Here is a 24,270-nt window from a genome sequence, read left to right as displayed (position 1 = left end):
AATCGCGCCTTCGCAAACTTGGCCCATCCGACCTTGAAATCGCTGGAGAGGGGCCAACTGCTCCTCACCGCGAATGCTACGGCGCGTAACATTGAGGCAAGCAGCGTGCTGTGTCAATGGCCTACAGCTTTTGAGCGAGGTCCGATTTGGGTCGATTTTGTTGCAAAAGTCGGTCACAAGCGGAGCTGCACCGGCTGCTCGCGGCAGGTCAGCTGTGGGCCAAGAGGAGACTAACCAGTCTGGGCGCGAACATACGTCTCCGCTTCTTCGAGCAGGTGATCGAGCGAGCTAACGGCCGTATCGAGCACCAGGTGTCCTCGATCCCACGGTTCATAGTCTCGGCTCACTACCTCAGCCCACGTTGGCTGCTTGAGACCGCTGATGTCTGAGGTGCGTGTTTCCACTCGTTGTCGATGCAAGATCAGGTCGCAGCAAACCACTTCAATCTCAACGACGCATGCCAACTTCTGGGCGGCGATCTGTCGCCATCCGACGCGGCTTGCCAAGACTGGATTTACGCAGTCTACGACAACGACACGACCAAGCTCGAGATTTTCAGCCGCGAGTGCGGTGGCTACCACATAGCCCATGGCCCGACCGTATGACCTGCGGTCCGTAGCGTCTGCTCAACGGCATCGATACGAAGGTACGTGGCCGCGAGACGTCTGGTCAGCTCCCGAGAAAGCGTTGTCTTGCCCGTGCCGGGAAGGCCGCCAAAGACTATCAGCACAGATGGACGGCTTGTCATGCGACATCATCGGCCGGCATTCAATGGTCACCGGCGGTCCTCCCCCGGGCGCGTGCGGCAGGTCAGCTAGCGGACTAGCTGCGACATCCCGGGTCGATGAGCTTCCAGTATGAACGGCACAAAAAAGTTCTGGATCATGCCGGGGCTTTGGAATGCACAATAATAAGTGCTTCGCGATGGCGGAACCGCGGAACTCGTAGCTCAGACGCCCGGTTCCGGGTCAACACGGTTCCTTAATTAACAAATGACCAGAGCGTTCCACACGTAGATCGGCGACGTGTGTCTCGCGCGCTACAGCAAATTCGGTGAGTTGAGTTAGCGTTTGGCACACATTCTTTAAACCTGAGAGACTCGAAATGAAAAAGTTCCTTCTCGCTACTGTCGCTTTTGCCGCCCTAGCGGGTACAGCATCGGCAGCTGATATGGCCGCGCGTCCTTACACCAAAGCCCCACCGATGGCGGCCTCGCCGATTTACAACTGGACCGGCTTTTACATCGGCGGTCACGTCGGCGGCGCATTCGGCGGCAGCAACAACATTCTGGCCCCCGGCTTCACCGGCACCAGCAGCAACGATGGTGTGTTCATGGGCGGCGCGCAGGTCGGTTACGACCATCAGTTCTCGCCGAACTGGGTGCTGGGCATTGAAGCGAACTACAGCTTCCTCGACACCAACAACAATCCCTTCGTCAACCGTGGGCTCGGTTCGGTCACCGGTCGCCTCGGCTACACCTGGGGTCCGGCGCTGCTGTACGTCAAAGGCGGTTACGCCTGGGCTGACTCCCGCCTTACGAACGGTTTCGGCGGCGGCACCTTCACCAACAACGGCGGTGGTCGCGACGGCTACACCGTGGGCGGTGGTCTCGAATACATGTTCGCCCAGAACTGGTCGGGCAAGGTCGAATACCAGTACTACGACTTCGGCACGCGGAACGCTCTCTTCACCAGCGCCGGCGGTGTTGTTACCGCCGTCGGCTTCCGCAATGACGAGCACACCATCAAGGCCGGCCTGAACTACCGGTTTAATTGGGGCGCCGCGTCGGCTTCTCGTTACTGACGCCTTACGTAATATACTTAAAGGGCCAGCCATACGGGCTGGCCCTTTCTGCTAAGACGGAATGGCTGGCGCGAGTTGGCGGCTTGCGTTTTTTACGAAGCTCTCCAGAAACTACGTAATGTCAGCTCATGATCGGACCTCCACTCCTGTGGAGGAAGATTACCGAGCCTGAACAAGGTGAGGCCTCTGCTGAGAGGCGACCAAAATACCTTCGGTTGCTCACGACAGCAACCACCGGGCAATGCGCTCAATTTCAGCTCCGGGTCAAAAGGCGCGCTTGCAGCTCTGTCCGCTTAGGTGTGCTTCCCCCCGGGCGGCATCACCTACGAGCACACGCCTTTCCCATGTTTGCCATCTTTCCTACGGCCGAGATGTCGCAAACTCCGCCCATCACCCATATCTTGCTTCCATGAAAAAGATCGGATTCCTCTCCTTCGGGCACTGGACGCCCTCGCCGCAGTCGCAGACCCGCTCCGCCGCGGACACGCTGCTGCAATCGATCGAGCTTGCGGTTGCGGCCGAAGAGCTCGGCGCCGACGGCGCCTATTTCCGGGTGCACCATTTCGCGCGGCAGCTTGCCTCGCCCTTTCCGCTGCTCGCCGCGGTCGGCGCCAGGACCAGCAAGATCGAGATCGGTACGGCCGTGATCGACATGCGCTACGAGAATCCGCTGTACATGGCGGAGGACGCTGGCTCCGCCGACCTCATCGCCGGCGGGCGCCTCCAGCTCGGCATCAGCCGCGGCTCGCCCGAGCAGGTGATCGATGGCTGGCGCTATTTCGGCTACCAGCCGGCCGAGGGCGAGAGCGACGCCGACATGGGCCGGCGTCATGCCGAGGTCTTTCTCGACATCTTGCGCGGCGAAGGTTTTGCACAGCCCAACCCCCAGCCGATGTTCCCAAATCCACCGGGCCTCCTGCGGCTCGAACCGCATGCGGAAAGCCTGCGCGAACGGATCTGGTGGGGTGCCGGCTCGAACGCCACGGCGGTCTGGGCCGCCAAGCACGGCATGAATTTGCAAAGTTCGACCCTGAAGAACGACGAGACCGGCGAAGCCTTCCATGTGCAGCAGGCCGCTCAGATCCGTAACTATCGCGCTGCGTGGAAGGAAGCCGGCCACCCCCGCGAGCCCCGCGTGTCGGTCAGCCGCAGCATCTTCGCGCTGATCGACGACCGCGACCGGGCCTATTTCGGCGGCGAACGCGGGAGCGAAGACCAGGTCGGCTTCATCGACCCAAGCACCCGCGCGATCTTCGGCCGATCCTATGCGGCGGAGCCGGATGTGCTGATCGAGCAGCTCCGAGCGGACGAGGCGATCGCCGAGGCCGACACGTTGCTGTTGACGATCCCGAACCAGCTTGGTGTCGACTATTGCGCGCACGCCATCGAGGCGATCCTCACGCACGTGGCGCCTGCGCTTGGGTGGCGGTGACGCCTGGACCGCCACACAATTTTTGAAGGTTACGTCTCTTAAAGGCTACGTCGCGGCCTGATAGTGCGTCAGCCGCTCTGGCTCGGCCTCCGGGACGGAGACCGTCTGCATCCTGATGTGGCTGCCGATCACGAGGCCCGTGAGCGAGAGCATGAGCCCAAGCGCCAGCGGCGCGAACAAGGCCTCTTCCTGAAACAATCCATTCAGCAGTACGACCATGACGCCGAAGCCCGCGAGCCCCTGCGTCAAATATCCGGAGAATGCATAAAGACGCCAGGCCTTCAGCGCCACCGCGAAATGAAACGCCAACGGAACGAGGGCTGCGATGCCCATCTGGTACAGCAGGACGCCGATCGCACTCTCGACGGCGCCGTTGGTCGTTCCGGCAGCCTGCGCGGCGCTCCAGTCAATCGAGAAATAGTCGTCCGATAGATTTCCGCCAACTCCCAAGCCGCGCCCAAACGGCCTTTCGAGAAATCCGTTCAAGCCTCCCATGAGGCCAAGAACGTGATAGTCGCCGATCTGCAAGCCAACGCGGATCGCGACAATTGCAAACATGATCAAGGCCACGAAGCCGAGCCATAGCGTCACCACGGCGCCGAGCAGACGGGTCGATATCCAGGCCGTGGCGACGAACACCACCACGATGAGCGCCCCCTTCACGCTGCAAACGATCAGCAGCGGCAACGCCACGAGGGCCAGAAACGGACGCCCTACCGAAAACAGGAAAAGCCCGAAAAAACCGATCCCGTACGCGAAGCTGATCGGATGCATATTCGGTCCGTGGATACGGAGGATCTTCGACAGGCCGAACCCTTCGAGCAGGGGCGTATTGAGAAAGTCGAAGCTGAAACGATCCTTCAGATCGACCGGCACATTGCCGGTGGCGCGCATCTCGGCTTCCCAAACGCCGGAGCGGGCCGCCTTGAGCTCGTCGAAACCCCAGAACGTGTAGCCGTTGGTGATGGCCAGCCAGAAATCCCGAAACGCAAACTCGACGTATCCGCACAGGATCAGAATGGCTCCAAGCGTCACCAGGAACGGCGTGGCGCGAACCTCATAGGTCGCCGCCGTCAGCAGCGAGAGCTGAAACAGGAACAGCGGCAGCACGATGTTGCGCAGATAGACCGTCGCCGCCTGGCCATCCTGCACGAAGCCGATCGCGAAATACAACGACACCACCGCGAGGGTCACGACGCCCCAGCGCATGATCTGGTTGATCTCAGTCGAGCGGTTCCTTTGGCCGGCGACGTAGAGCCCAAATGTCGTCAGCCACATCACGGAGCAGACGAGAAAATTATAGCCTTTGATGAAGTCCAGGTCGGACGGCGCCGAAATCAGCGGCGACAGGATCGAGACGAACAGGTTCTGGAAGAACAGCACAAAGATCGCGATGGCCGGCGCGTAGGTAGGAACCGCAACCACGATGGCGACGGCGACGAGAACTTCGACCGTCAGAGACAGGACCGGGCTCGCCACGTGCAGGACCGGCACAAAGCCGATGACTGCGATGGCGATGCAGAGCGTCGGGATCAGCTCGCGCCAAGGCGAACGTGAAGGCTCGCGACAGCCCCCCTGCACGGCTTGAAGATGCGGTGAGGTCCCGCCACTCATGACTCGTCCTTTGGCACAGCGCGGCGGCAACGATAGCGGCAGGAAGCGCAAGGATTCGTTAACGATGGCGCACGGGTTTAGCGCCGGCCGGGCTTGGTCGCGCCGAGCAGCGCGCGCATGACGTCGGGATCGGGCTTGCCCGTGCCGTTTTCGAGCAGGCCGAATCCCTGCGCCAGCTCCCAATGCGCCCAGCCCCAGCAATGCGCCCGCGCATATGCGGTCACGGCCGCGAGCCAGCGCACGCGGCTGTCCCGGGGTGCCGCGGCTTTCAACACGCCGAATTCGTTGATGATGATCGGCCGCGAAAATTGCTGCTGCCACGCGACCGCGGGCTCGAGCCAGCGGCTGACATCCGGCTTGTCCCTGGCGGCGGCAATCGCCGTGTCGAGCATGCCGAGCGCCTTCGTCGCGCCTCTGTCCTGCAAATCCCGGCGGAGCGCCTGAACCCCGGGATCGCCCGCGTTGATCGGATAAGGCAGATCCGTGATGTCGTGCAGTGGATCCTGCACGTCCCAATAGCCCTGGTGTGTGAACACCATGGGATCGTAGAAATGGATGGCGTAGACGACGTTTGGATCCGGCAACGGGCGAAACCGCGGCAGCGAGTCCGCGCGTTGCCAGTCGACCGGGCCGACGATCAGCGTGGTCGCGGGAAGCAATTGGCGAACGAAGGCGGCGAGCGTTTCGACCTGCTTCTGCCATCTGTCGGCTTCGATGTCGGGCTCATTGAGCAGCTCGGCGAAGACGCGGTCGGCCGGAAAAGATTGAATGACCTGAGCGAGCGTGCCCCACGCATCCTCCAGCTCGCGCAGCGACGCGTCCGCGTCGTCCTTGTGCAGGCGATTGAAACGATCGCCGGGATGAAGATCGACGGAAATTGAATAGCCGAGCGAGATGAGCAGCTTCAATGCCTTGTCGAGCGCCCGCAGCGTCTCATCGCGTTCCGCCTTCGAGGCGAAACGAAGCATCACCCGCTCGGCCGACACCGGCAAGCGCACATGACTCATCCCGGCCTTGCGAAGTTGCTGCAGCAACTCGCGAGTTGGAGGCGCGGATTTTTCGCCGTTGATCCAGCCGTCGGCATTGAACCCGCGCGACAGCGCGGCGAGCCTGTCGCGCGCGACGGTCTGCGGGACAGGCACGCAAGTTTCGGCCGATGCCGCGGAGGCGAGCGACGTTGGTAGCAAGATCGTGGACAGCAAGATCGCGGCAAGGAGCAGACGACGGCACGGCGTCGCCATTGTCAAACCGCCCTGCTAAGCGCGCCGCCGTCAGGGTGAGGCGCGGCAGAGCCCGCGGGTGCGTGATTGACGACGAAACCGGTCGACACGGTGTCGTACTTCGACAGCGCGGCGGTCACCCGTCGCATCGCCGCCGAACCGAGCTCGCCGGCGCGCACCACCGGGATGATCAGGTCCGCGTGCGCGGCGAGCGCGATCGCATCTGGCTGCAAGGCAAGATTGTTCGCATGGATGATGATCAGGTCGAACTCCGAGCGAATATCGTCCTCCGGCCGCGCATCGGCCTTCCTGCCGGCGCTCAGCAGCTCGTCGATCGACTGGAGTCCTGCCGTGGTGGAGCCGTCCTGCCATTCAGTCACCGGCGGCTGGGCGCCCGCGAATTCCGGCTGCAGCCGGATCAGCACGCTCATCATGCCGCGATTGACGGCCGCGCGGTTGAGCGAGCGCGCAACGGTGTTGCCGCCGGCGCTCTTGCCGACCGACAGCACGAGGGCGACCTTGCAACCACGCACCGGGGCACGATCGATACGCTCGAGCAGCGGACGCAAATAAGCGCCGAGATCGAGCTCGGCTGTGGCGGCAATCGGTCGTTGCCAGACAGTGTTGGGCGCCGCTCCCGACGCCAGTTCGGGAATGCGGGACCAGACCGGAAGGTTCGGCATCGCCTCGGATTGCTGCACGGCCGGAGCCGGACGCTGGGCTTGCCGCTTGGGCGTCTCCCTCGCCTCCGCATGCACGTGCGTTCGAGCCGGAGCCTCGGCCGGATCGGACTTGTCGGACATGCCCGTCATGGCCGCAACCGTAGCGGTTGACGTCAGCAGCGAGCCGATTGCGAGCGCGGCGAGCAACAGGGCGAGCGGCGGACGCGTCGAGCGCAGCGGCGGGATCGCGGGCGAGGCGATCTTGGTCTGCGAGCTCTGAAGCTGACGCTGCTCGTTGGTCGTCTTGAACCGCGACAAAAACTGCTCGTAGATGTTCTTGTTGGCGTCGGCATCGCGCTGCAGTTCCTGCAGCTTCACGAGCGCCTGGCCGTCCACCAACATCTGCGTCTCGACCGCCTTGAGCTGCTTTTCCAGCGCGGCCTGCTGCTCGAGCTGGGCCTCGTATTCGGACTTCGCGGTGTCGATGTTCTTCTTCCGCTCGACCTCGATCTGCCTGTTGATGTCAGCCAACTGGCTGTAGGAGATCGCAAGATCAGGATGGCGCTCGCCGTACACCGCCTTCTTCTGTGCGATCTGGTCGTTCAGGGTCGAGCGCTGCGCGCGCAGCATGCTCAGGAGATCCTGCTTCACCGGACCTTCGACATTGGCCTTGAGATCGCGCTGCACCTGGTCGTAACGCGCCTTGGCTTCCTCGGTGCGCGCGCGAGCCGCGGAGACCTGCTGGTTCAGGTCAGTCACCCGCAATTGCTGGGTGGTGGAATCCTTGCCGGCATTGAGGATCTTGTGCTCGAGCCGGAAGGCTGCAACGGCATCTTCCGAGACGCGCAGGCGCTCGTTCAGCTCCTTCAGCCGGTCCTTGAGCCAGTCGGCCGCCACGTCCGTCGCATCGCTGCGGACGCGGCTCTGGGTCGCGACGAACGCCTCTGCGATGGCATTGGCATAATACGCCGCCCGCTCCGCACTGTTCGAGGTGAACGAGATGGCGATGACGTAAGTCAGGCCGCGACGCGAGATATCGAGACGGTTGCGGAGCTTTTCGAGCAACCGCGTCATGTCGGTATGACCCCCTGCGATATCCTCGTCGTCGGCGATCTTGAGCTTCTCGATGAGGGGCCGGAGAAAGCCGTCCGACTTGGCGATCTCGATCTGGCTCTGAAGCGCAGCGGCGTCCTGGCCGATGCCAGGCAACACGTCCTGGTCCGTGGTCACGCGCAGCTCGCGGGGATCGACCACGACGAGCGCCGTCGCGGCATACCGGACCGGCAGCACCATCAGCACGGCGACGCCGAGCGCGAACAGTGCCAGCGCGAGCATCAGGATGCGCCGGCCGTTCTCGCGCAGGAAAGCGAACGCGCCGGGCAGGGTCAGCGATCCCTTGATCAGCGCGGGGGCGGTGTTGTCGGGCGTCGCCGCCGCAGCCCGCGGCGCTTCCCACGAAGCCGCGGGCTCCGTCGGGGCGATGCTTCGCGGAGATGCGCTTCTACCGAACGCCATGGGGTTGGACTCGAAATCAACTAACAGGCACAGCCTAGAGACTTGCTACACCGTAAATATCCATGGTTAACCCGCGGTTACGGTTGCCGCGAAGCTCTGTAAACGGATCGTTAAGGAGACGACCCACAGCCCTGCGCGGAGAGGGGTTCCGCGCGTCCGGATACCGCCACACCGAATGCATAAAGTCCGCTATGGGTTGGCGCGGACGCTTGCGAAAGACTTTCCTGCGCTTCGGCGACCGGGCGCACCGGATTGTTCTGCGCCGGATCTCAAAACAAGGCGGCGCTGGCAGCCTGTCCGTAGATCATTGCGGCCGCTAGAGAGAGCAGCAAACCCGCGCCCGAGAAAATCACGACAACTTTCAGAGTTTCGACATCGACGTTGGTTCTCGTCGCGCGGGATATCGCCTTTGCCAGTGCGGCCATCATTGCAAGCTCCGAACAGGCCGCGCGGAGGCGCGACCTGTTTTGTCTAGCGTCATTGGGCGCATTTGCGTGTGAAGCAGATTACAGGTGATGTTGCGTGCTGAAGCTCACACGGCGGCGACGTGCGAAGAAGAATCCCACCGGATCGTCTCGCCTTTGCGCCGCGATACCCCGGGCAAACAAACGCTGGATCCGGCCGTCAAATCCCGCCGGGAAGCTCAACGCCCGCTTCGGTCAGGTCACGGAGGAATTTCCGCACCAGGAGCATGTTGGTTCTCTGCAGCTCGTGATTGTTGCCGAACTTGAACTGGTTGGCTTCGGTTACGATCAGTCCCTGGTCGGTCTCGCGGAAAATGCCTTGCTTCTTCAAGCGATCGGCGCGCCGCCGGACGGTTTCGATCGGCAGACCGAAAAAGCGGGACAGGGCGGCACGGGAAACGCCCTGCTTGATCTTATCCGGCTCAACCGCCTGGATACTGCCAAATTGCCGGTCCAGTTCGGGGTTCTTCATGATCTTGAGAACGTTGGCGTTCAAGACCGCATGAATGATCATCAAGTCCAGCGGATCGAAATCGTAGTGGCGGAACATTTCGCTGGCTGCGCACAGCATGTAGGCCAACGAGTGGCGGGAGACGGTTCGGATCAAATCCGCCGCGATGTCCTCGCCTTCAGTCGTACCAACCATGGCCAGTGCCCGCTTCTACGGATGTCCGGTTCGACGCCCACAAGCCGGTTCTATGTATCCGTGGCGCACCGCGCGTGAGGCAGGACCGGTCTGCTGTTTCCCCCAATATGGGTATGGTCGCGGTTCCATCGGGTCAATAGCTGGCTTGTCGGCAATATCATTTTCACCGATACGAGGTTGAGTTGCCGGGCGCGCAATTGGCGCGTGCCAATTGTGGTCATGGACCAAATGACATTTATCATCGAAGCTATTAGAGACGACTGCCGCACCGTGGATTTCCGTGACAGCGCGATCGTTGCGGTGATCCTGGCCCGCAAGCACGCGGTGAATGGTTTTGTGGTTTCGATCACGGCTCCGGACGGGCAGCTTTTTTCAGCCGATCAGTTCAACCGTTTGCTGGCGAGCAGGGGGCTTGGTTCGGATCCTGCGGCGCGTGATGTTGCGCGGCGCTAAAGCGGGCTTTGTTACGGCACGCGGAATCCTGGAAGCAGTGCAGCGAGTTGCAGCGGCTTCGGTGAGCGGTGCGAGCAGGGCATCGTCGGCGCGCCGGCCGATTGGATAGAGACTGATCTGCGGAATGTAGCCCTAGGTTTTCGGAAATCGCATTCGTCTTCGCCCGATCAGTACGCGACCAAGGGAATGAAGAGATCCGAGCCTATGATCCATTCACGGAGCGGACCCGGAGCAGTGGCTCGCGCTGGACGAACAAGAACGTATCGATTGTGTGACGGAGTATCATCGGCGCGCGCGGATCCGCCTCCCGCGAGCGACATTGCACGCCGTTATTCACGCCATCATGGAGAACCAGCTTGCTGATGCCGAACTACCGGTGCGAGGCACGGCGCAGCGACTGATGTCTGAAGGGCTCGATCGTCACGAAGCCATCCATGCGATCGGCTCGGTGCTGGTCGGATACTTGAACGACCGGATGCGCGGACTCAGGTCGGGCGGCGGCGACCTCGATACGAGGTCCGAGCAGGATCTGAACGAGGCTTATTTCGCCGAGCTGGAAGCTTGACCGCGGAAGGATGGCTTCGGTCCGCGTGACCAGGCGACAGTCGGTACCGAAATGGCGCGCCCGGAACGATTCGAACGTCCGACCCTCAGATTCGTAGTCTGATGCTCTATCCAGCTGAGCTACGGGCGCGTTTTTCGCTGACAGTGCGGGCGTGGCCCGCAGGCAGCCCCCGGCAAGTCGGAGGGGTGCGAAAGAGCGCTCTGACTAACCGCTCTTGCCCCGATTGGCAAGGTCCGGATTGGGGAGATTTTGCTGGGAAATGAGAGTTTCCGCACTCAACCGCGAGCCGACTATGCCCGCGCCCGCTCGTTACGGACGGAGAGCAGTTCCACGGGGCGGTCGGGGATGACGATCCGGAAGGTGGCGCCGATGGTGCCTTCAACCAGATGGATGTCGCCGCCATGGGCGCGGACCAGCTCGGCGGCGATGGCAAGGCCGAGGCCGCTGCCGCCGGGGCGGCCGGAGGTCTGGAACGCCTCGAACAGGTGATCGCGGGTCCTCTGGGGCACGCCGGGGCCGGTATCGGAGACCTCGAGGATGGCGACCGCGCCCTCGCGTTTTCCCGTGATCCGGATCTGCTGCGCGCCGCCCTCGGCCGAGGCATGGCTTTCCAGCGCCTGGGCGGCGTTGCGGACGAGGTTGAGCAGCACGCGAAACAGCTGGTCGGGATCGGCGTCGACCGCGAGCCCGCGCTCGATTGCGGCGACCCAGGAGATCGACGCGTCGGAGGCAAGGCCGGCGGTCTCGCGCACCTCCAGCACCACCGGCTCGATCATGATCATGCGCCGGTCGGGCGCGGCTTCCTGGGCGCGGCCATAGGACAATGTCGACTGGCAGAAGGCGATGGCGCGCTCGAGCGAGCGCACGAGCTTTGGCGCAAAGCGCTGCACCCGCGGATCCGGCACGCTGGCGAGCTGGTCCGACAGGAGTTGCGCCGAGGCCAGCAGATTGCGCAGATCGTGATTGATCTTGGACACTGCGAGGCCGAGGGCGGCGAGTCGGCTCTTCTGATGCAGCATCGACATCAGGTCGCGTTGCATGTCCGACAATTCGCGCTCGGCGACCCCGATCTCGTCGCTGCGCTGGCTCGGCACGATGATCCCCGCCGAACTCTCGGGATTTTCGTGGAAGCCGACCAAGCTCGCGGTCAGCCGCCGCATCGGGCGCACGAAGAGATAATGCATGGCGAGATAGACGAGGCCCGCGGTCAGCACCGCGATGATGAGCGCGACCACCACGACGTTGCGCGAGAAGCGGTACATCGACTGCCGCAGCGGCAGCTCGTCCGTGACGATCTCCATGAACTGGGCGTTGCCGACGCCCGGCCCGACGATCCGGATGGCCTGGTTGCCGGTCTCCAGCATCATCCGGAACGAGCCGGTGATCGCCTCCCACGCCGTCATGTCGCGCAGGTCGATGTCGTGCTCGATCGCCGCGGGCAGATTGTCGCTGGCGAGCAGACGGCGCTGCTGGCCCATCTTGATGGCGACGGCGCGGGCATTGATGCTCTTCAGGATCTGGCGCGACAGCGAATCGGGGACCATGCCGAGCGGCGCGGCATCGAGCACCAGCGCCGCCGTGTTGGCCGCCGCGACGCGGTCGTTGAGCCGGTTGACCCAGAAATTGGCGATGGCGGGCACGTAGAGCAGAATGGCCGCGATCATCACCAAGGGGACGGTGAGCAGCAGCAGCTTGCCGGACAGCCCAAGCCCGCGCGTCCCCCGCGGCAGCGCCGTCGGCGGGTCCCGCTGATCCCCATCCTGGATCGGCTGGAGGTCTGTCGCTGCCACGAAATCGCCCTCGCTGCCTTTACCGGATTAAAGATGTCGCCGGGTGAAGGGTCTTGGCGCGTATCAAGATGCGGCCCGCCCCCAGCGCGGTCAAATTACAGATCGTCAATCTGCCAAGGTCGGATGTAAGCGCAGATTTGGCGAGTCGCCACCTCAAGGGTTAAAAACCCCGCACAAACAGCGATATTCGCTGGAATTGAGCGCTTGTGCGGCGTTGACGAAAAGAAGGCGCTCGCTTATAAGCCGGCCAATTGTCCGCGATGACCCGGTGTGACCGCCGGGAGCGGCTCTCTTGGGGCCGAAAAAGGCCCGTTTTGGGCAGCATCTTCCGGACTTTATCATCAATTCTACAGGCAAATTGCCCGGTCAGCGGAGAAAAACCCGTGAAGCGGACTTATCAACCCAGCAAACTGGTGCGCAAGCGCCGTCACGGCTTCCGTGCCCGTCTCGCCACGGCCGGCGGCCGAAAGGTGCTCGCCGCCCGCCGCGCCCGCGGCCGCAAGCGTCTGAGCGCCTGAGCCGGACCCCCTTTTTGGGATTTCATCATGGATCGGCTGAGGCAGCGGGCGGATTTCCTCGCCGTTGCCAATGGCGCGCGGGTGAATAGTCCTGCGTTCGTCCTGCAACGCCTTGACCGCCAAAGCCTTGACCACGACGATCGCGGCCCGATCCGGATCGGCTTCACCGTCACCAAAAAGAACGGCAACGCCCCCGAGCGCAATCGCATCCGGCGCCGGCTTCGCGAACTGGTGAAGCGGCTCGATCCGATGTCGATGCAGCCCCATCATGATTATGTGCTGGTCGGCCGAAGGGACGCGCTCTCGCGCGGCTTCGCCACTATGCTCGACGATCTGCGCATGGCGTTCGCGAAGCCCGCGCGGCATACGCACAAGGGACGCGGCCCAAAAACCAACTCAAGAACCGACGGCTCAAAGCCCGGCCCCGCTCCTGCGACCAGCCGCAAACCGGATTGATGACGAGAGAATGATGACTGACAACCGCAATACCATCCTCGCCGTCATTCTGTCGGGCTTCGTGCTGATCGCCTGGCAATATTTCTACAACATGCCGGCGATGGAGAAGCAACGCGCCCTGCAACAGACGCAGGCCGAGCTGCATAAGACCACGCCGCAGCCGACGGCTTCCGGGACGCCGAGCGCCACGCCGCAGCCCGGCAGCGCAGGCGCGCCCTCCGCTCCCCAGATCGCCAATCAACCGGCCCAGCCGACCGTCAGCCGCGAGGCGGCGATTGCCGCCTCTCCGCGTGTCAAGATCGATACGCCCCGCTTGACCGGCAGCATTGCCTTGAAGGGCGCGCGCATCGACGATCTTGCGCTGGTGCAGTATCGCGAAACGGTCGACCCGAAGTCGCCGCCGATCATTCTCTATTCGCCGTCGGGCACCGCGGAGCCCTATTACGCCGAATTTGGCTGGGTAGCCGGAACGGCTGGCACAAAGGTGCCCGACCGGACCACCGATTGGCAGCAGGAGGGCACCAACAGCCTGACGCCGTCCACGCCGGTCATGCTGAAATACGACAATGGCGAAGGCCTCACCTTCCGCCGCACCGTCACGATCGACGACCACTACCTCTTCAGCATCAAGGACGAGGTGACCAATGTCGGCAACGCGCCGGTCAAACTCTTTCCCTTCGCACTGATCTCGCGCCACGGCACGCCGCAGGTCTCGGGCTACTACATCCTGCATGAAGGCCTGATCGGTTACCTGGGCGAGCAGGGCTTGCAGGAGAAGGCCTATAAGGCTGTCGGCGAAGCACCCGCGATCGGCAACGGCGGACACGGGTTCGAATTCAACAACGTCACCAATGCCTGGCTCGGTATCACCGACAAATATTGGGCGTCAGCGCTCCTTCCCGACACGTCGGCAACGCTCAAGGCCCGTTTCGTCGCCGAACCCGGCACCCAGATCCGATACCAGACCGACTATCTGCAAAGCGAGCAGACGGTCCCGATCGGCGGCACGACGACAACGAACGCGCGGCTGTTCGCGGGCACCAAGGAAGCCGGCGTGGTCGGCATCAACTTCCCGCTCGCCGGCCATGGCGGCTACAACAAGGAGCTCGGCCTCAACCATTTCGACCTGTTGATCGACTGGGGCTGGTTCTACTTCATCACCAAGCCGATGTTCCTCGGCCTCGACTTCTTCTACCGCTTCTTCGGCAATTTCGGCATCTCGATCCTGCTCGTGACCGTGATCGTGAAGCTGTTGTTCTTCCCCTTGGCGAACAAGTCCTACGCCTCGATGGCGAAGATGAAGTCGGTCCAGCCGCAGCTTCAGGCTCTGAAGGAGCGCTTCCCCGACGACAAGGTGAAGCAGCAGCAGGAGATGATGGAAATCTACCGCAAGGAGAAGATCAATCCGGTCGCCGGCTGTCTTCCGGTGGTGATCCAGATCCCGGTGTTCTTCTCGCTCTACAAGGTGCTGTTCGTCACCATCGAGATGCGGCACGCGCCGTTCTTCGGCTGGATCAAGGATCTGTCCGCGCCGGACCCGACCAATCTGTTCAACCTGTTCGGGCTGATCCCGTTCGACCCGACCACGATCCCGCTGTTCGGCCACTACCTCGCGCTCGGCATCTGGCCGATCATCATGGGCATCACGATGTGGTTCCAGATGAAGCTGAACCCGACGCCGCCGGATCCGACGCAGCAGATGATCTTCAACTGGATGCCGCTGATCTTCACCTTCATGCTGGCGGGCTTCCCGGCGGGCCTCGTGATCTACTGGGCCTGGAACAACACGCTCTCGGTGCTGCAGCAGAGCTTCATCATGCGCCGCAACGGCGTGAAGGTGGAGCTGTTCGACAATCTCAAGGCGACGTTCGCGAAGAAGGCGACGTAGCGGTCGTCATTGCGAGGAGCGAAGCGACGAGCAATCCAGAGTCCCTCCGCGGATGCATTTCTGGATTGCTTCGCTTCGCTCGCAATGACGCGGACAGACAGAAAGCTTTCGCATGACCGACGACAAAGATGCGAAGCTGATCGAGGTCGGGCGAAAGCTGTTCACGCGCGACTGGCAGTTCATCTGGGCTTCGCCCTCGACTGAAACGCTGCCGCCGATGGCGGGGCTGGAGATCGCCTTTGCCGGCCGCTCCAATGTCGGCAAGTCCAGCCTGATCAACGCGCTGACCGGCCGCAACGCGCTCGCGCGCACCTCGCACACACCGGGCCGCACCCAGGAGCTGATCTTCTTCGAGGTCCCCGGGAAAGGCGAGCTGCGCCTCGTCGACATGCCCGGCTACGGCTATGCCAAGGCCCCGAAGAGTCAGGTCGCGTCCTGGACCGAGCTGATCCACAAATTCCTGCTCGGACGCGCCAGCCTCGCGCGCGTCTACGTGCTGGTCGACGCGCGGCACGGCCTCAAGGACGTCGATCTCGAAGTCCTGAAGACTCTCGATCGCTCCGCGGTCAGCTACCAGCTCGTGCTGACCAAGGCCGACCAGATCAAGGCCACCGAGCTCCAATCGCGCATCGTCGAGACCGAGGCCGCGCTCGCCAAGCGTCCGGCCGCGTTCCCGAACGTGCTCGCGACCTCGTCGCGCAGCGCGACCGGCATGGCCGAGCTGCGCGCCGCGATCGCAAAGCTGCTGGAAGAGCGGACCTCGTGATGGCGGCATTCCGGCTGCTGATCGGGCTTGCCGGTCTGATGGGCGCTGCCGGCGTCGCGCTGGCCGCCGCTTCCGCGCATGGCGGCGATGCGAGCCGGCTCGCCGCCGCAAGCGCCATGCTGCTGTTTCATGCAACGGCCATACTCGCGGCCGTCGCCCTGCTCGGCCGCGGCCTTCTGCACGGCGGAATTGGCATCGTCGCCGCGTCCGGCTTCGCAGCCGGCGCGGCGCTGTTCGCGGGCGATCTGACCTTGCGGCAATTTGCCGGCCATTCGCTGTTTCCCTATGCGGCGCCGACCGGTGGATCGGTGATGATTCTGAGCTGGCTGGCGGTGACGCTCGCGGCGGTGGTAGTGAAGCGCAGTCCGTAGCCCGGGGACGAAGACCACTTTGCGCCCCGCCCGCCAATCGGATAGAACGCGGCCCGAGTATCCCGCCAGCGAGATCCGCCTCATGACCGAAATTTCCCCGCTCGACCAGGCCCGCATCCTGTCCGAAGCGCTGCCGCACATGCAGCAGTATGACGAGGAAACCATCGTCATCAAGTATGGCGGCCATGCCATGGGCGACGAGGAGACCGCGAAGAATTTTGCCCGCGACATCGTGCTGCTCGAGCAGACCGCGATCAATCCGGTGGTGGTGCATGGCGGCGGCCCGCAGATCGCGACCATGCTCAAGCGCCTCGGCATCGTCTCGGAATTCGCAGCCGGCCTGCGCATCACCGACGCCGCCACCATCGAGATCGTCGAGATGGTGCTCGCCGGCTCCGTCAACAAGCAGATCGTCGGCTACATCAACGAGGCCGGCGGCAAGGCGGTGGGGCTATCAGGCAAGGACGCCAATATGGTGAAGGCGTCCAAGACGACGCGCACCATCATGGATCCGGACTCGCACATCGAGAAGGCGGTCGATCTCGGCTTCGTCGGCGATCCCGAGAAAGTCGATCTCACGCTGCTCAACCAGCTGATCGGCTACGAGCTGATCCCCGTGCTCGCGCCGCTCGCGACCTCGAAAGAGGGCCAGACGCTGAACGTCAACGCCGACACTTTCGCCGGCGCCGTGGCGGGCGCGCTGAAGGCAAAGCGGCTGCTGCTGCTCACCGACGTGCCGGGCGTGCTCGACAAGTCCAAGAAGCTGATCCCGCAGCTCTCGGTGAAGGACGCGCGAAAGCTGATCGCCGACGGCACCATTTCCGGCGGCATGATCCCGAAGGTCGAGACCTGCATCTACGCGCTCGAACAGGGCGTCGAGGGTGTCGTCATCATCGACGGCAAGATGCAGCACGCGGTGCTGCTCGAGCTCTTCACCAACACCGGCACGGGAACGCTGATCCACAAGTGATGCGAGAGGCGCCACGCATGAAAGCCGTCATGGCCGGGCAACAGCGCGAAGCGCGTCTTCGCGAAGATGTCCCGGCCATCCACGATCTTTCGTCCCGCGCCAAGAACGTGGATGCCCGGGACAAGCCCGGGCATGACGAGCGGAGCGCGAGGCGGCATCGACGCTCCACTCTCACCCGCTTCCTGATGACGCTCCCCGCCGCAGCCGTCTCGTTCGTCTTCTCCTCCGCGCCCGCCTTCGCCGACCTCAAGATCTGCAATCGCATGTCCTATGTCGTCGAGGCCGCGATCGGCATCGACGACAAGGCGGCGACCGCCACGCGCGGCTGGTTCAGGATCGACCCCGCCACCTGCCGCGTGGTGGTGCAGGGCACGCTCTCCGCCGACCGCATCCTGCTCAACGCCCGCGCGCTCGGCGTCTACGGCGCCTCGCCGATCCCGCAGAACGGCAACGACACGCTGTGCGTCGCGCAGGACAATTTCGTCATCGCGGCTGCGCGGCAGTGCCGCAGCGGCCAGACCCAGGCCGCCTTCACCCAGATCACGCCGACGCAAGGCGCGGACGGCAATTTCGTCGCCTATCTCGCCGAGGACTCCGAATATGACGACGAGCAGGCCCGCCTCGCCGGCATCCAGCGGCTTTTGGTGATCGCAGGCTACGACGCCGCGCCGATCGACGGCGTCGACGGGCCGAAGACCCAAGGCGCGCTGGCTGCCTTCCTGAAGAGCCGCGGATTGTCGTCCGACATCCTGTCGTCGCCGAACTTCTTCAAGACCATGGTCGATGCCGTGCAGACGCCGTCTGCGACCGGCCTCACCTGGTGCAACGACACCACGCACAAGGTGATGGCTGCGGTCGCCACCGACGACGGCAAGTCGGTGACGAGCCGCGGCTGGTATCGCATCGACCCCAAGACCTGCCTGCACCCTGATGTGAGCGGCCAGCCGAAGCAGATCTTCAGCTTCGCGGAAGCCATCGACGCCGACAACCGCATCGTCAAGCTGAAGGACAAGCCGCTGAACTGGGGCGGCGACAAGCAGCTTTGCACGCGCGAGACCAAGTTCGAAACCAACGAGCAGACCGACTGCGGCGCGCGCGGTTTCGCGGCCACGGGATTTGGCGCGGTGGACATGTCGAGCGGCGGCAAGACGCTGCGGTTTGCGATGCCGTGATTACTTTTGGGATGACGCAACAAACACCATCGTCGTCCCGGCGAAGGCCGGGACGCATAACCCCAGGATTGGGCTTTACGAAGAACGACGATCAGCGTGCGCCCTTGATAGATCACGCGGTATGGGTCCCGGCCTTCGCCGGGACGACGGCGGAACGTTCGGGGCCCTCTCCGATAGCGAATAGAGAGCCGCAATGACCTCACCCCGCGCCTTCGGCCATGTCGACACCTGGGTGTTCGACCTCGACAACACGCTCTATCCGCACCACGTCAATCTATGGCAGCAGGTCGATGCGCGGATTACCGAGTTCGTTTGCAACTGGCTGAACCTGACACCGGTGGAAGCGCGCAAGATCCAGAAGGATTATTACCAGCGCTTCGGCACCACCATGCGCGGCATGATGACCCTGCATGGCGTCCGCGCCGACGACTATCTCGCCTACGTCCACAAGATCGACCACTCGCCGCTGGAGCCGAACCCGGCGCTGGGCGAGGCCATCGCAAAACTGCCGGGACGAAAGCTGATCCTGACCAACGGTTCGGTCGATCATGTCGATGCGGTGCTGGCGCGGCTCGGCTTTGCCACGCATTTCGACGGCGTGTTCGACATCATCGCCGCCGACTTCGAGCCGAAGCCGGCGCCGCAGACCTACCGCAAGTTTCTCGCCGACCATTCGGTCGATCCGACCCGCGCCGCGATGTTCGAGGACCTCGCCCGCAACCTCACCGTTCCGCACGAGCTCGGCATGACCACCGTGCTGGTGATACCGGACGGGACGAAAGAGGTCGTGCGCGAGGACTGGGAGCTGGAAGGCCGGGGCGCCGCCCATGTCGACCACGTCACCGACGATCTGGCGGGGTTTTTGGGCAGGCTGTCCTCTCTCTCGCCACGTCGTCCCGGCGAAGGCCAGGACCCATAACCCCAACACGCGGTTGTAGCGCGCAACTGGTAACTCCGAGTCTTCGCCAAACTTGACCCTGTGGGTATGGGTCCCGGCCTTCGCCGGGACGACACTGAGTATGCCTTGACTCCTCCCCGCCAAATCCCGAAAAAGCGCTCCAATCCGTTACAAATCCTAGCCTTCCCGAGAGGAAATCCCGATGTCCCTGTCCGCCCTCGAATCCACCATCAACGGCGCCTTCGACGCGCGCGACGGCGTCTCGACCTCGACCAGGGGCGAGGTCCGCGACGCCGTGGATCACGCGCTGGAGATTCTGGACAAGGGCGAGGCCCGCGTTGCCGAGCGCGGGGCCGACGGCAAGTGGAAGGTCAATCAGTGGCTGAAGAAGGCGGTGCTGCTCTCGTTCCGCCTCAACGACATGGGCGCCATTCCCGGCGGCCCCGGCAAGGCGGCCTGGTGGGACAAGGTGCCCTCGAAGTTCGACGGCTGGGGTGAGAACCGCTTTCGCGACGCCGGTTTCCGCGCCGTCCCCGGCTCCATCGTGCGCCGCTCGGCCTTCATCGCCCGCAACGTCGTGCTGATGCCGTCCTTCGTCAATCTCGGCGCCTATGTCGATGAATCCACCATGATCGACACCTGGTCCACCGTCGGCTCCTGTGCGCAGATCGGCAAGCGCGTGCACATCTCCGGCGGCGTCGGCATCGGCGGTGTGCTCGAGCCGCTGCAGGCCGAGCCTGTCATCATCGAGGACGATTGCTTCATCGGCGCGCGCTCCGAGGTCGCCGAAGGCGTGATCGTGCGCAAGGGCGCGGTGCTGTCGATGGGCGTGTTCCTGGGTGCGTCGACCAAGATCGTCGACCGCGACACCGGCGAGATCTTTATCGGCGAAGTGCCCGAGTATTCGGTCGTCGTTCCCGGCGCGCTGCCCGGCAAGCCCATGAAGAACGGCCAGATCGGCCCCAGCACCGCCTGCGCCGTCATCGTCAAGCGCGTCGACGAGCGCACGCGCTCCAAGACCAGCATCAACGAGCTGCTGCGGGATTGAGAGTCTAACTCTCTCACCGTCACCCTGAGGTGCTCGCCTCTTCGGCGAGCCTCGAAGGGCGACGGCCCGGCTGCCGGCTGAATCGTGGCCGCTCATCCTTCGAGGCTCCCCCTGCGGTGCTCTGCACCGCAGGCCTCGCACCTCAGGATGACGGGTCTGGCAGCTCCGTCGAACCCACCCTCCCCCCACCGCGACCAACATCCGGGCGACCTCTCCCGCCCGGAGCCTTTGGCATGGACTGGACCTGGTATCTCTTCCGCTTCGACGGCCGCATCAACCGCGCCTTGCTGTGGCAGGCGCTGCTGATCGTCATGGTGCTGGCCTGCATGCTCGGGATGATCGACCAGGCCATCAAGGTGCTGAATGGGGCCGCAACTTTCGCCTTCAACTTCAAGCTCGACTTCGATTTCGGTGTCGACGACATCTTCAACGTGGTCGATCCCAGGGCCTATCGTCTGCTGGCAACGGCCGATCGCGCGACCCTCATCCTCAAGGTGCTCGGCAGCTCGCTATTCCTGTGGATCTATCTCGCGACCGCGACCAAGCGGCTGCACGATCGCGACCGGAGCGGCTGGTGGCTGGTTCCGTTCTTCGTCGTGCCCGCGTTGTTCGACCAGTTCTCGGACCTGCTGCCGACCCAATCAAACTGGGCTCTTGCCCTCGCCTGGGCCGTGCACATTCCGTGGTTTTGGGGCCTCGTGGAAATGTTCATTGTGCCCGGCACCTCCGGGGACAACCGGTTCGGCCCCGATCCACTGGCCGACGTTGAAGATGACTCGGCGCCCGCCCCGCCTGCGGCGAAAAGCTGGGACCAGCAGAGCGAGATCGAATTTGTCCCGCCCAGTGCTAGCCCACCCGGCGGCATGCATGTTAAGCGGGGCGCATGACCGATGCTCTCTCGATTGCCCGCGATCTCATCCGCTGCCCCTCGGTAACCCCGGCCGATGCCGGTGCGCTGGGCGTGCTCGAACAAGCCCTCAATGCGGCAGGCTTCACATGCCACCGCGTGACCTTCAGCGAGCCCGGCACCGCCGACGTCGACAACCTCTATGCGCGGATCGGCGCTGACGGGCCGCACATCACCTTTGCCGGCCACACCGACGTGGTGCCGCCTGGCGACGAGAGCGCCTGGAGCGTCGGCGCGTTCTCGGGCGAGGTGAAAGACGGCTTTCTGCATGGCCGCGGCGCGGTCGACATGAAGGGCGGCATCGCCTGCTCGGTCGCCGCGGTGCTGGAGCATCTCGCCGCGAACGACGGCAAGCCGCGCAGCGACGGCCAAAAATCGGGCTCGGGTTCGATCTCGTTCCTGATCACCGGCGACGAGGAAGACGTCTCCATCAACGGTACCATCAAGCTGCTGAAGTGGGCGGCGGAGCGCGGCGAGAAATTCGACCATTGCGTGCTCGGCGAGCCCTCGAATGTCGAGACGCTCGGCGACACCATCAAGGTCGGCCGCCGCGGCTCGCAATCCGGCACGCTGTATGTCGACGGGGTGCAGGGCCATGTCGCCTATCCGCACCGCGCCGCCAATCCGGTGCCTGATATCTCGCGGCTGATCGTGGCCATCTCCGACGAGCCGCTCGACCATGGCAGCGCGCAGTTCCAGGCCTCCAATCTCGAATTCACCTCGGTCGACGTCGGCAACACCGCCAACAACGTCATCCCGGGACAAGCCCGCGCAAAATTCAACATCCGCTACAACGACAACCACACCCAGGCGAGCCTGCGCGAACTGGTCGAGACGCGGCTGACAAAAGCCTGCGGCAACCGCATCCGCGCCCGCATCGTCTGGGAGCCCTCAAACTCGAACGTGTTCGTGACCAAGCCCGGACCATTCACCGAACTCGCGGTGTCCGCGATCGAGGAGGTGACGGGCCGCAAGCCGGAGCTGTCGACCTCAGGCGGCACCTCGGATGCGCGCTTCATCTCGAGCTATTGCCCGGTGATCGAATTCGGCCTGGTCGGCCAGACCATGCACCAGGTCGACGAACGCGTGCCGGTTCAGGATCTGGAGCAGCTAACCAAGGTGTATCGCGGGATTTTGGCGAGGTATTTTGGGTAGGGCGCGATTGCCTGCCCAAACTCCGCTGTCATCGCCCGGCTTGACCGGGCGATCCAGTAATTCGAGACAGCAGTGATTGATCCGAGGGGCCGCGGCGTACTGGATTCCCCGCTTTCGCGGGGAATGACAGTGGTGGGCGTGGCGAGAGTTTCCAGCCTCGCGCTCTAATAATCTACCTGCATCAGATACAGCCCGTCCGGCGGAGCGACGATGCCGCAGGCGGCGCGGTTGCGGGCGGCGAGCGCTGCGGAGAGATCGTCGGCGGTCCAGCGGCCCTCACCGACCCACATCAGCGACCCCACCATGGAGCGCACCTGACTGTGCAGAAACGAGCGCGCCGAGGTGAGAATAATGATCTCGCGCCCGTCGCGCAGCACGTCGAGCTGATCGAGCGTCTTGTCCGGCGATTTGGCCTGACACTCGGTGTCGCGAAAGGTGGTGAAATCGTGCTTGCCGAGCAGGCGCTGTGCCGCCGCATGCATGGCCTCGGCATCGAGCCGACGCGGCACGCGCCAGGCGTGGCCGGCATCGAGCGCGAGATTGGCGCGGGTGTTGACGATGCGGTAGCGGTAGTGGCGCTTCACGGCCGAGAAGCGCGCTTCGAAACTATGAGGCACGACGTCCGCCTCGAGCACGGCGATCGGATGCGGGCGCAAATGCGCATTGAGCCCGTCGCGAAAACGGCCGGGTGGAAACTGTTTCTCGATGTCGACATGCGCGACCTGGCCGCGCGCGTGCACGCCGGCATCGGTGCGCCCGGCGCCGTGCACGCGCGCATCCGCGCCGGTCATCGCCTTCACCGCCGCTTCCAGCGCGCCTTGCACCGAGGGCAGCGTCTCCTGCACCTGCCAGCCGAAGAACGGTGCGCCGTCATATTCAATGATGAGCTTGTAGCGGGGCATCTTGTCCAGTTTCGCTGTCATCGCCCGGCTCGACCGGGCGATCCAGTACTCCGCAGCCTATCCGTCCGACCGAGAAGCCTCGGCGTACTGGATACCCCGCCTTCGCGGGGTATGACAGCGTCAGGTGAATTTGGCGCCAGTCTTCAACGGCACGCCGCGCAGGAAATCCGCGGCCTGCATGCGTGCCTTGCCTTCGCGCTGGAGCTCGATCAGACGGATTGCACCCTCGCCGCAGGCGATGGTGAGGTGATCGTCGAGCACCTCACCGGGTGCGCCCGCGCCTTTCGCCAGCTCGCAACGCAGGATCTTGACCCGCGCATTCTCAAGCTCGGCCCAGGCGCCGGGAAACGGCGACAGTCCGTGGATATGACGCAGCACCTCCCGCGCGGGCCTGGTCCAGTCGATCCGCGCTTCGGCTTTGTCGATCTTGGCGGCATAGGTGACGCCGTCCTCGCTCTGCTTTTTGAGCTGGAGCCCGCCGCGGTCGAGCGCGGCCATGGCGCGCACCATCAGATCGGCACCGAGCCGGGACAGACGATCGTGCAGATCGAGCGCCGTCATATTGTCCGTGATCGCGAGACGCTCGGCCATGGCGACGTCACCGGTGTCCAGGCCGACATCCATCTTCATCACCATCACGCCGCTCTCGGCATCGCCGGCCATGATCGCGCGGTTGATGGGAGCCGCACCGCGCCAGCGTGGCAGCAGCGAGGCGTGCAGATTGTAGCAGCCGAGCTTTGGCGCATCGAGGATCGCCTGCGGCAGGATCATGCCATAGGCGACGACGACGGCGGCATCGGCGTCGAAGGCGCGGAATTCTTCCAGCGCCTCCGGCGTTTTCAACGTCTTCGGCGTCAGCACCGGCACGCCAAGCTTTCGCGCGGCCTCTTCCACCGGGGTCGGCTGCAATTGCAGGCCACGCCGGCCGCCGGGCTTGGGCGCGCGCGTATACACGGCCGCGATCTCGTGGCCGTGCGCGACGAGCTCGAGCAGCGTCGGCACGGAGAAATCGGGCGTGCCCATGAAGATCAGGCGGAGGGGCATGTGGCGGCGCT

At 63.9% G+C, this 24,270-nt stretch carries 24 protein-coding genes and 1 tRNA gene; 15 read left to right on the top strand and 10 right to left on the bottom strand.

What is annotated here, in order from left to right:
• Window positions 1–574: 574 nt before the first annotated feature.
• Window positions 575–748 carry an AAA family ATPase gene (locus IVB41_RS04590; RefSeq protein ID WP_247427179.1) on the bottom strand — a complete coding sequence of 58 codons (174 nt, stop codon included), beginning with the start codon at window positions 746–748 and terminating at the stop codon, window positions 575–577.
• A gap of 356 nt (window positions 749–1,104) precedes the next feature.
• Between IVB41_RS04590 and IVB41_RS04585 the strand changes: the two genes are divergently transcribed.
• Window positions 1,105–1,803 carry an outer membrane protein gene (locus tag IVB41_RS04585; protein ID WP_247285619.1) on the top strand — a complete coding sequence of 233 codons (699 nt, stop codon included), beginning with the start codon at window positions 1,105–1,107 and terminating at the stop codon, window positions 1,801–1,803.
• A 409-nt stretch (window positions 1,804–2,212) separates the two neighbouring features.
• Complete coding sequence (locus IVB41_RS04580) at window positions 2,213–3,235, top strand: LLM class flavin-dependent oxidoreductase (protein WP_247427176.1); 1,023 nt, start codon at window positions 2,213–2,215, stop codon at window positions 3,233–3,235.
• A 45-nt stretch (window positions 3,236–3,280) separates the two neighbouring features.
• Here the strand turns inward: IVB41_RS04580 and IVB41_RS04575 are convergent, their stop codons facing one another.
• The 5 genes from IVB41_RS04575 to IVB41_RS04555 form a co-directional block, all read right to left on the bottom strand.
• Window positions 3,281–4,849, bottom strand: a complete 1,569-nt coding sequence (locus IVB41_RS04575; protein WP_247407185.1) for a hypothetical protein — start codon at window positions 4,847–4,849, stop codon at window positions 3,281–3,283.
• A gap of 77 nt (window positions 4,850–4,926) precedes the next feature.
• Entirely contained in the window at window positions 4,927–6,090 is a 1,164-nt protein-coding gene (locus IVB41_RS04570; RefSeq protein WP_027565781.1) for a glycoside hydrolase family 5 protein, read from the bottom strand.
• 2 nt (window positions 6,091–6,092) lie between these two features.
• Window positions 6,093–8,246 carry a GumC family protein gene (locus tag IVB41_RS04565; RefSeq protein WP_027565782.1) on the bottom strand — a complete coding sequence of 718 codons (2,154 nt, stop codon included), beginning with the start codon at window positions 8,244–8,246 and terminating at the stop codon, window positions 6,093–6,095.
• 269 nt (window positions 8,247–8,515) lie between these two features.
• On the bottom strand, window positions 8,516–8,674 hold the full coding sequence (locus IVB41_RS04560; protein ID WP_197031098.1) for a hypothetical protein: 159 nt from the start codon (window positions 8,672–8,674) through the stop codon (window positions 8,516–8,518).
• Between the two features lie 196 nt (window positions 8,675–8,870).
• Complete coding sequence (locus tag IVB41_RS04555) at window positions 8,871–9,356, bottom strand: hypothetical protein (protein WP_007597670.1); 486 nt, start codon at window positions 9,354–9,356, stop codon at window positions 8,871–8,873.
• A gap of 228 nt (window positions 9,357–9,584) precedes the next feature.
• Here IVB41_RS04555 and IVB41_RS04550 point away from each other — a divergent pair, with 228 nt between their 5' ends.
• Together IVB41_RS04550 and IVB41_RS04545 are read left to right on the top strand one after the other, a co-directional pair.
• Window positions 9,585–9,809: a hypothetical protein gene (locus IVB41_RS04550; protein ID WP_245287725.1), complete on the top strand. Its 225-nt coding sequence runs from the start codon at window positions 9,585–9,587 to the stop codon at window positions 9,807–9,809.
• Between the two features lie 343 nt (window positions 9,810–10,152).
• Window positions 10,153–10,374: a hypothetical protein gene (locus IVB41_RS04545; protein ID WP_247427173.1), complete on the top strand. Its 222-nt coding sequence runs from the start codon at window positions 10,153–10,155 to the stop codon at window positions 10,372–10,374.
• A gap of 52 nt (window positions 10,375–10,426) precedes the next feature.
• Here the strand turns inward: IVB41_RS04545 and IVB41_RS04540 are convergent.
• Both IVB41_RS04540 and IVB41_RS04535 read right to left on the bottom strand, forming a co-directional pair.
• A tRNA-Arg gene (locus IVB41_RS04540) sits at window positions 10,427–10,503 on the bottom strand.
• Between the two features lie 161 nt (window positions 10,504–10,664).
• Complete coding sequence (locus IVB41_RS04535) at window positions 10,665–12,164, bottom strand: ATP-binding protein (protein ID WP_027565784.1); 1,500 nt, start codon at window positions 12,162–12,164, stop codon at window positions 10,665–10,667.
• A 383-nt stretch (window positions 12,165–12,547) separates the two neighbouring features.
• Here IVB41_RS04535 and rpmH point away from each other — a divergent pair, with 383 nt between their 5' ends.
• The 11 genes from rpmH to dapE all read left to right on the top strand — a co-directional run bounded on the left by rpmH (window position 12,548) and on the right by dapE (window position 22,313).
• Entirely contained in the window at window positions 12,548–12,682 is a 135-nt protein-coding gene (gene rpmH, locus IVB41_RS04530) for a 50S ribosomal protein L34 (RefSeq protein WP_008542748.1), read from the top strand.
• A 27-nt stretch (window positions 12,683–12,709) separates the two neighbouring features.
• Window positions 12,710–13,138: a ribonuclease P protein component gene (gene rnpA / locus IVB41_RS04525; protein WP_027565785.1), complete on the top strand. Its 429-nt coding sequence runs from the start codon at window positions 12,710–12,712 to the stop codon at window positions 13,136–13,138.
• A 13-nt stretch (window positions 13,139–13,151) separates the two neighbouring features.
• Window positions 13,152–15,026: a membrane protein insertase YidC gene (gene yidC / locus IVB41_RS04520; RefSeq protein WP_247429025.1), complete on the top strand. Its 1,875-nt coding sequence runs from the start codon at window positions 13,152–13,154 to the stop codon at window positions 15,024–15,026.
• 112 nt (window positions 15,027–15,138) lie between these two features.
• A complete protein-coding gene (gene yihA / locus IVB41_RS04515; RefSeq protein ID WP_027565787.1) occupies window positions 15,139–15,792 on the top strand; it encodes a ribosome biogenesis GTP-binding protein YihA/YsxC in 654 nt (217 codons plus the stop codon).
• Entirely contained in the window at window positions 15,792–16,163 is a 372-nt protein-coding gene (locus IVB41_RS04510; protein WP_247429022.1) for a DUF423 domain-containing protein, read from the top strand. Before yihA ends, IVB41_RS04510 begins: the two co-directional genes overlap by 1 nt.
• Window positions 16,164–16,245: 82 nt before the next feature.
• Window positions 16,246–17,133, top strand: a complete 888-nt coding sequence (argB, locus tag IVB41_RS04505) for an acetylglutamate kinase (RefSeq protein WP_007597683.1) — start codon at window positions 16,246–16,248, stop codon at window positions 17,131–17,133.
• A 185-nt stretch (window positions 17,134–17,318) separates the two neighbouring features.
• A complete protein-coding gene (locus IVB41_RS04500; RefSeq protein WP_247429004.1) occupies window positions 17,319–18,305 on the top strand; it encodes a DUF1036 domain-containing protein in 987 nt (328 codons plus the stop codon).
• Window positions 18,306–18,498: 193 nt separating this feature from the next.
• Window positions 18,499–19,224: a pyrimidine 5'-nucleotidase gene (locus IVB41_RS04495; RefSeq protein ID WP_247427170.1), complete on the top strand. Its 726-nt coding sequence runs from the start codon at window positions 18,499–18,501 to the stop codon at window positions 19,222–19,224.
• A 181-nt stretch (window positions 19,225–19,405) separates the two neighbouring features.
• A complete protein-coding gene (gene dapD, locus IVB41_RS04490; RefSeq protein WP_247407202.1) occupies window positions 19,406–20,251 on the top strand; it encodes a 2,3,4,5-tetrahydropyridine-2,6-dicarboxylate N-succinyltransferase in 846 nt (281 codons plus the stop codon).
• Between the two features lie 233 nt (window positions 20,252–20,484).
• On the top strand, window positions 20,485–21,138 hold the full coding sequence (locus tag IVB41_RS04485) for a DUF805 domain-containing protein (RefSeq protein WP_247427165.1): 654 nt from the start codon (window positions 20,485–20,487) through the stop codon (window positions 21,136–21,138).
• Window positions 21,135–22,313, top strand: coding sequence for a succinyl-diaminopimelate desuccinylase (dapE, locus tag IVB41_RS04480; RefSeq protein WP_247427161.1), 1,179 nt, complete (start codon window positions 21,135–21,137; stop codon window positions 22,311–22,313). Before IVB41_RS04485 ends, dapE begins: the two co-directional genes overlap by 4 nt.
• Window positions 22,314–22,477: 164 nt before the next feature.
• On the opposite strand, the gene truA is transcribed toward dapE, so the two are convergent.
• Window positions 22,478–23,215 carry a tRNA pseudouridine(38-40) synthase TruA gene (truA, locus tag IVB41_RS04475; protein ID WP_247429001.1) on the bottom strand — a complete coding sequence of 246 codons (738 nt, stop codon included), beginning with the start codon at window positions 23,213–23,215 and terminating at the stop codon, window positions 22,478–22,480.
• Between the two features lie 120 nt (window positions 23,216–23,335).
• A complete protein-coding gene (fmt, locus tag IVB41_RS04470) occupies window positions 23,336–24,259 on the bottom strand; it encodes a methionyl-tRNA formyltransferase (RefSeq protein WP_247427158.1) in 924 nt (307 codons plus the stop codon).
• Window positions 24,260–24,270: the final 11 nt, after the last annotated feature.

The sequence above is a fragment of the Bradyrhizobium sp. 44 genome, from assembly GCF_023073095.1.
GTDB lineage: Bacteria > Pseudomonadota > Alphaproteobacteria > Rhizobiales > Xanthobacteraceae > Bradyrhizobium.
This window is presented reverse-complemented; position numbering and strand designations above follow the sequence as displayed.

What these genes read in the sequence shown, in the direction of transcription:
- IVB41_RS04590 (WP_247427179.1), bottom strand. Translation starts at nt 748, where the DNA reads ATGACAAGCCGTCCATCTGTGCTGATAGTCTTTGGCGGCCTTCCCGGC.
- IVB41_RS04585 (WP_247285619.1), top strand. Translation starts at nt 1,105, where the DNA reads ATGAAAAAGTTCCTTCTCGCTACTGTCGCTTTTGCCGCCCTAGCGGGT.
- IVB41_RS04550 (WP_245287725.1), top strand. Translation starts at nt 9,585, where the DNA reads ATGACATTTATCATCGAAGCTATTAGAGACGACTGCCGCACCGTGGAT.
- truA (WP_247429001.1), bottom strand. Translation starts at nt 23,215, where the DNA reads ATGCCCCGCTACAAGCTCATCATTGAATATGACGGCGCACCGTTCTTC.
- IVB41_RS04565 (WP_027565782.1), bottom strand. Translation starts at nt 8,246, where the DNA reads ATGGCGTTCGGTAGAAGCGCATCTCCGCGAAGCATCGCCCCGACGGAG.
- IVB41_RS04555 (WP_007597670.1), bottom strand. Translation starts at nt 9,356, where the DNA reads ATGGTTGGTACGACTGAAGGCGAGGACATCGCGGCGGATTTGATCCGA.
- IVB41_RS04580 (WP_247427176.1), top strand. Translation starts at nt 2,213, where the DNA reads ATGAAAAAGATCGGATTCCTCTCCTTCGGGCACTGGACGCCCTCGCCG.
- IVB41_RS04500 (WP_247429004.1), top strand. Translation starts at nt 17,319, where the DNA reads ATGACGCTCCCCGCCGCAGCCGTCTCGTTCGTCTTCTCCTCCGCGCCC.
- rnpA (WP_027565785.1), top strand. Translation starts at nt 12,710, where the DNA reads ATGGATCGGCTGAGGCAGCGGGCGGATTTCCTCGCCGTTGCCAATGGC.
- IVB41_RS04560 (WP_197031098.1), bottom strand. Translation starts at nt 8,674, where the DNA reads ATGATGGCCGCACTGGCAAAGGCGATATCCCGCGCGACGAGAACCAAC.
- dapD (WP_247407202.1), top strand. Translation starts at nt 19,406, where the DNA reads ATGTCCCTGTCCGCCCTCGAATCCACCATCAACGGCGCCTTCGACGCG.
- argB (WP_007597683.1), top strand. Translation starts at nt 16,246, where the DNA reads ATGACCGAAATTTCCCCGCTCGACCAGGCCCGCATCCTGTCCGAAGCG.
- IVB41_RS04495 (WP_247427170.1), top strand. Translation starts at nt 18,499, where the DNA reads ATGACCTCACCCCGCGCCTTCGGCCATGTCGACACCTGGGTGTTCGAC.
- IVB41_RS04570 (WP_027565781.1), bottom strand. Translation starts at nt 6,090, where the DNA reads ATGGCGACGCCGTGCCGTCGTCTGCTCCTTGCCGCGATCTTGCTGTCC.
- dapE (WP_247427161.1), top strand. Translation starts at nt 21,135, where the DNA reads ATGACCGATGCTCTCTCGATTGCCCGCGATCTCATCCGCTGCCCCTCG.
- IVB41_RS04485 (WP_247427165.1), top strand. Translation starts at nt 20,485, where the DNA reads ATGGACTGGACCTGGTATCTCTTCCGCTTCGACGGCCGCATCAACCGC.
- IVB41_RS04575 (WP_247407185.1), bottom strand. Translation starts at nt 4,849, where the DNA reads ATGAGTGGCGGGACCTCACCGCATCTTCAAGCCGTGCAGGGGGGCTGT.
- IVB41_RS04545 (WP_247427173.1), top strand. Translation starts at nt 10,153, where the DNA reads ATGGAGAACCAGCTTGCTGATGCCGAACTACCGGTGCGAGGCACGGCG.
- yihA (WP_027565787.1), top strand. Translation starts at nt 15,139, where the DNA reads ATGACCGACGACAAAGATGCGAAGCTGATCGAGGTCGGGCGAAAGCTG.
- IVB41_RS04510 (WP_247429022.1), top strand. Translation starts at nt 15,792, where the DNA reads ATGGCGGCATTCCGGCTGCTGATCGGGCTTGCCGGTCTGATGGGCGCT.
- fmt (WP_247427158.1), bottom strand. Translation starts at nt 24,259, where the DNA reads ATGCCCCTCCGCCTGATCTTCATGGGCACGCCCGATTTCTCCGTGCCG.
- yidC (WP_247429025.1), top strand. Translation starts at nt 13,152, where the DNA reads ATGACTGACAACCGCAATACCATCCTCGCCGTCATTCTGTCGGGCTTC.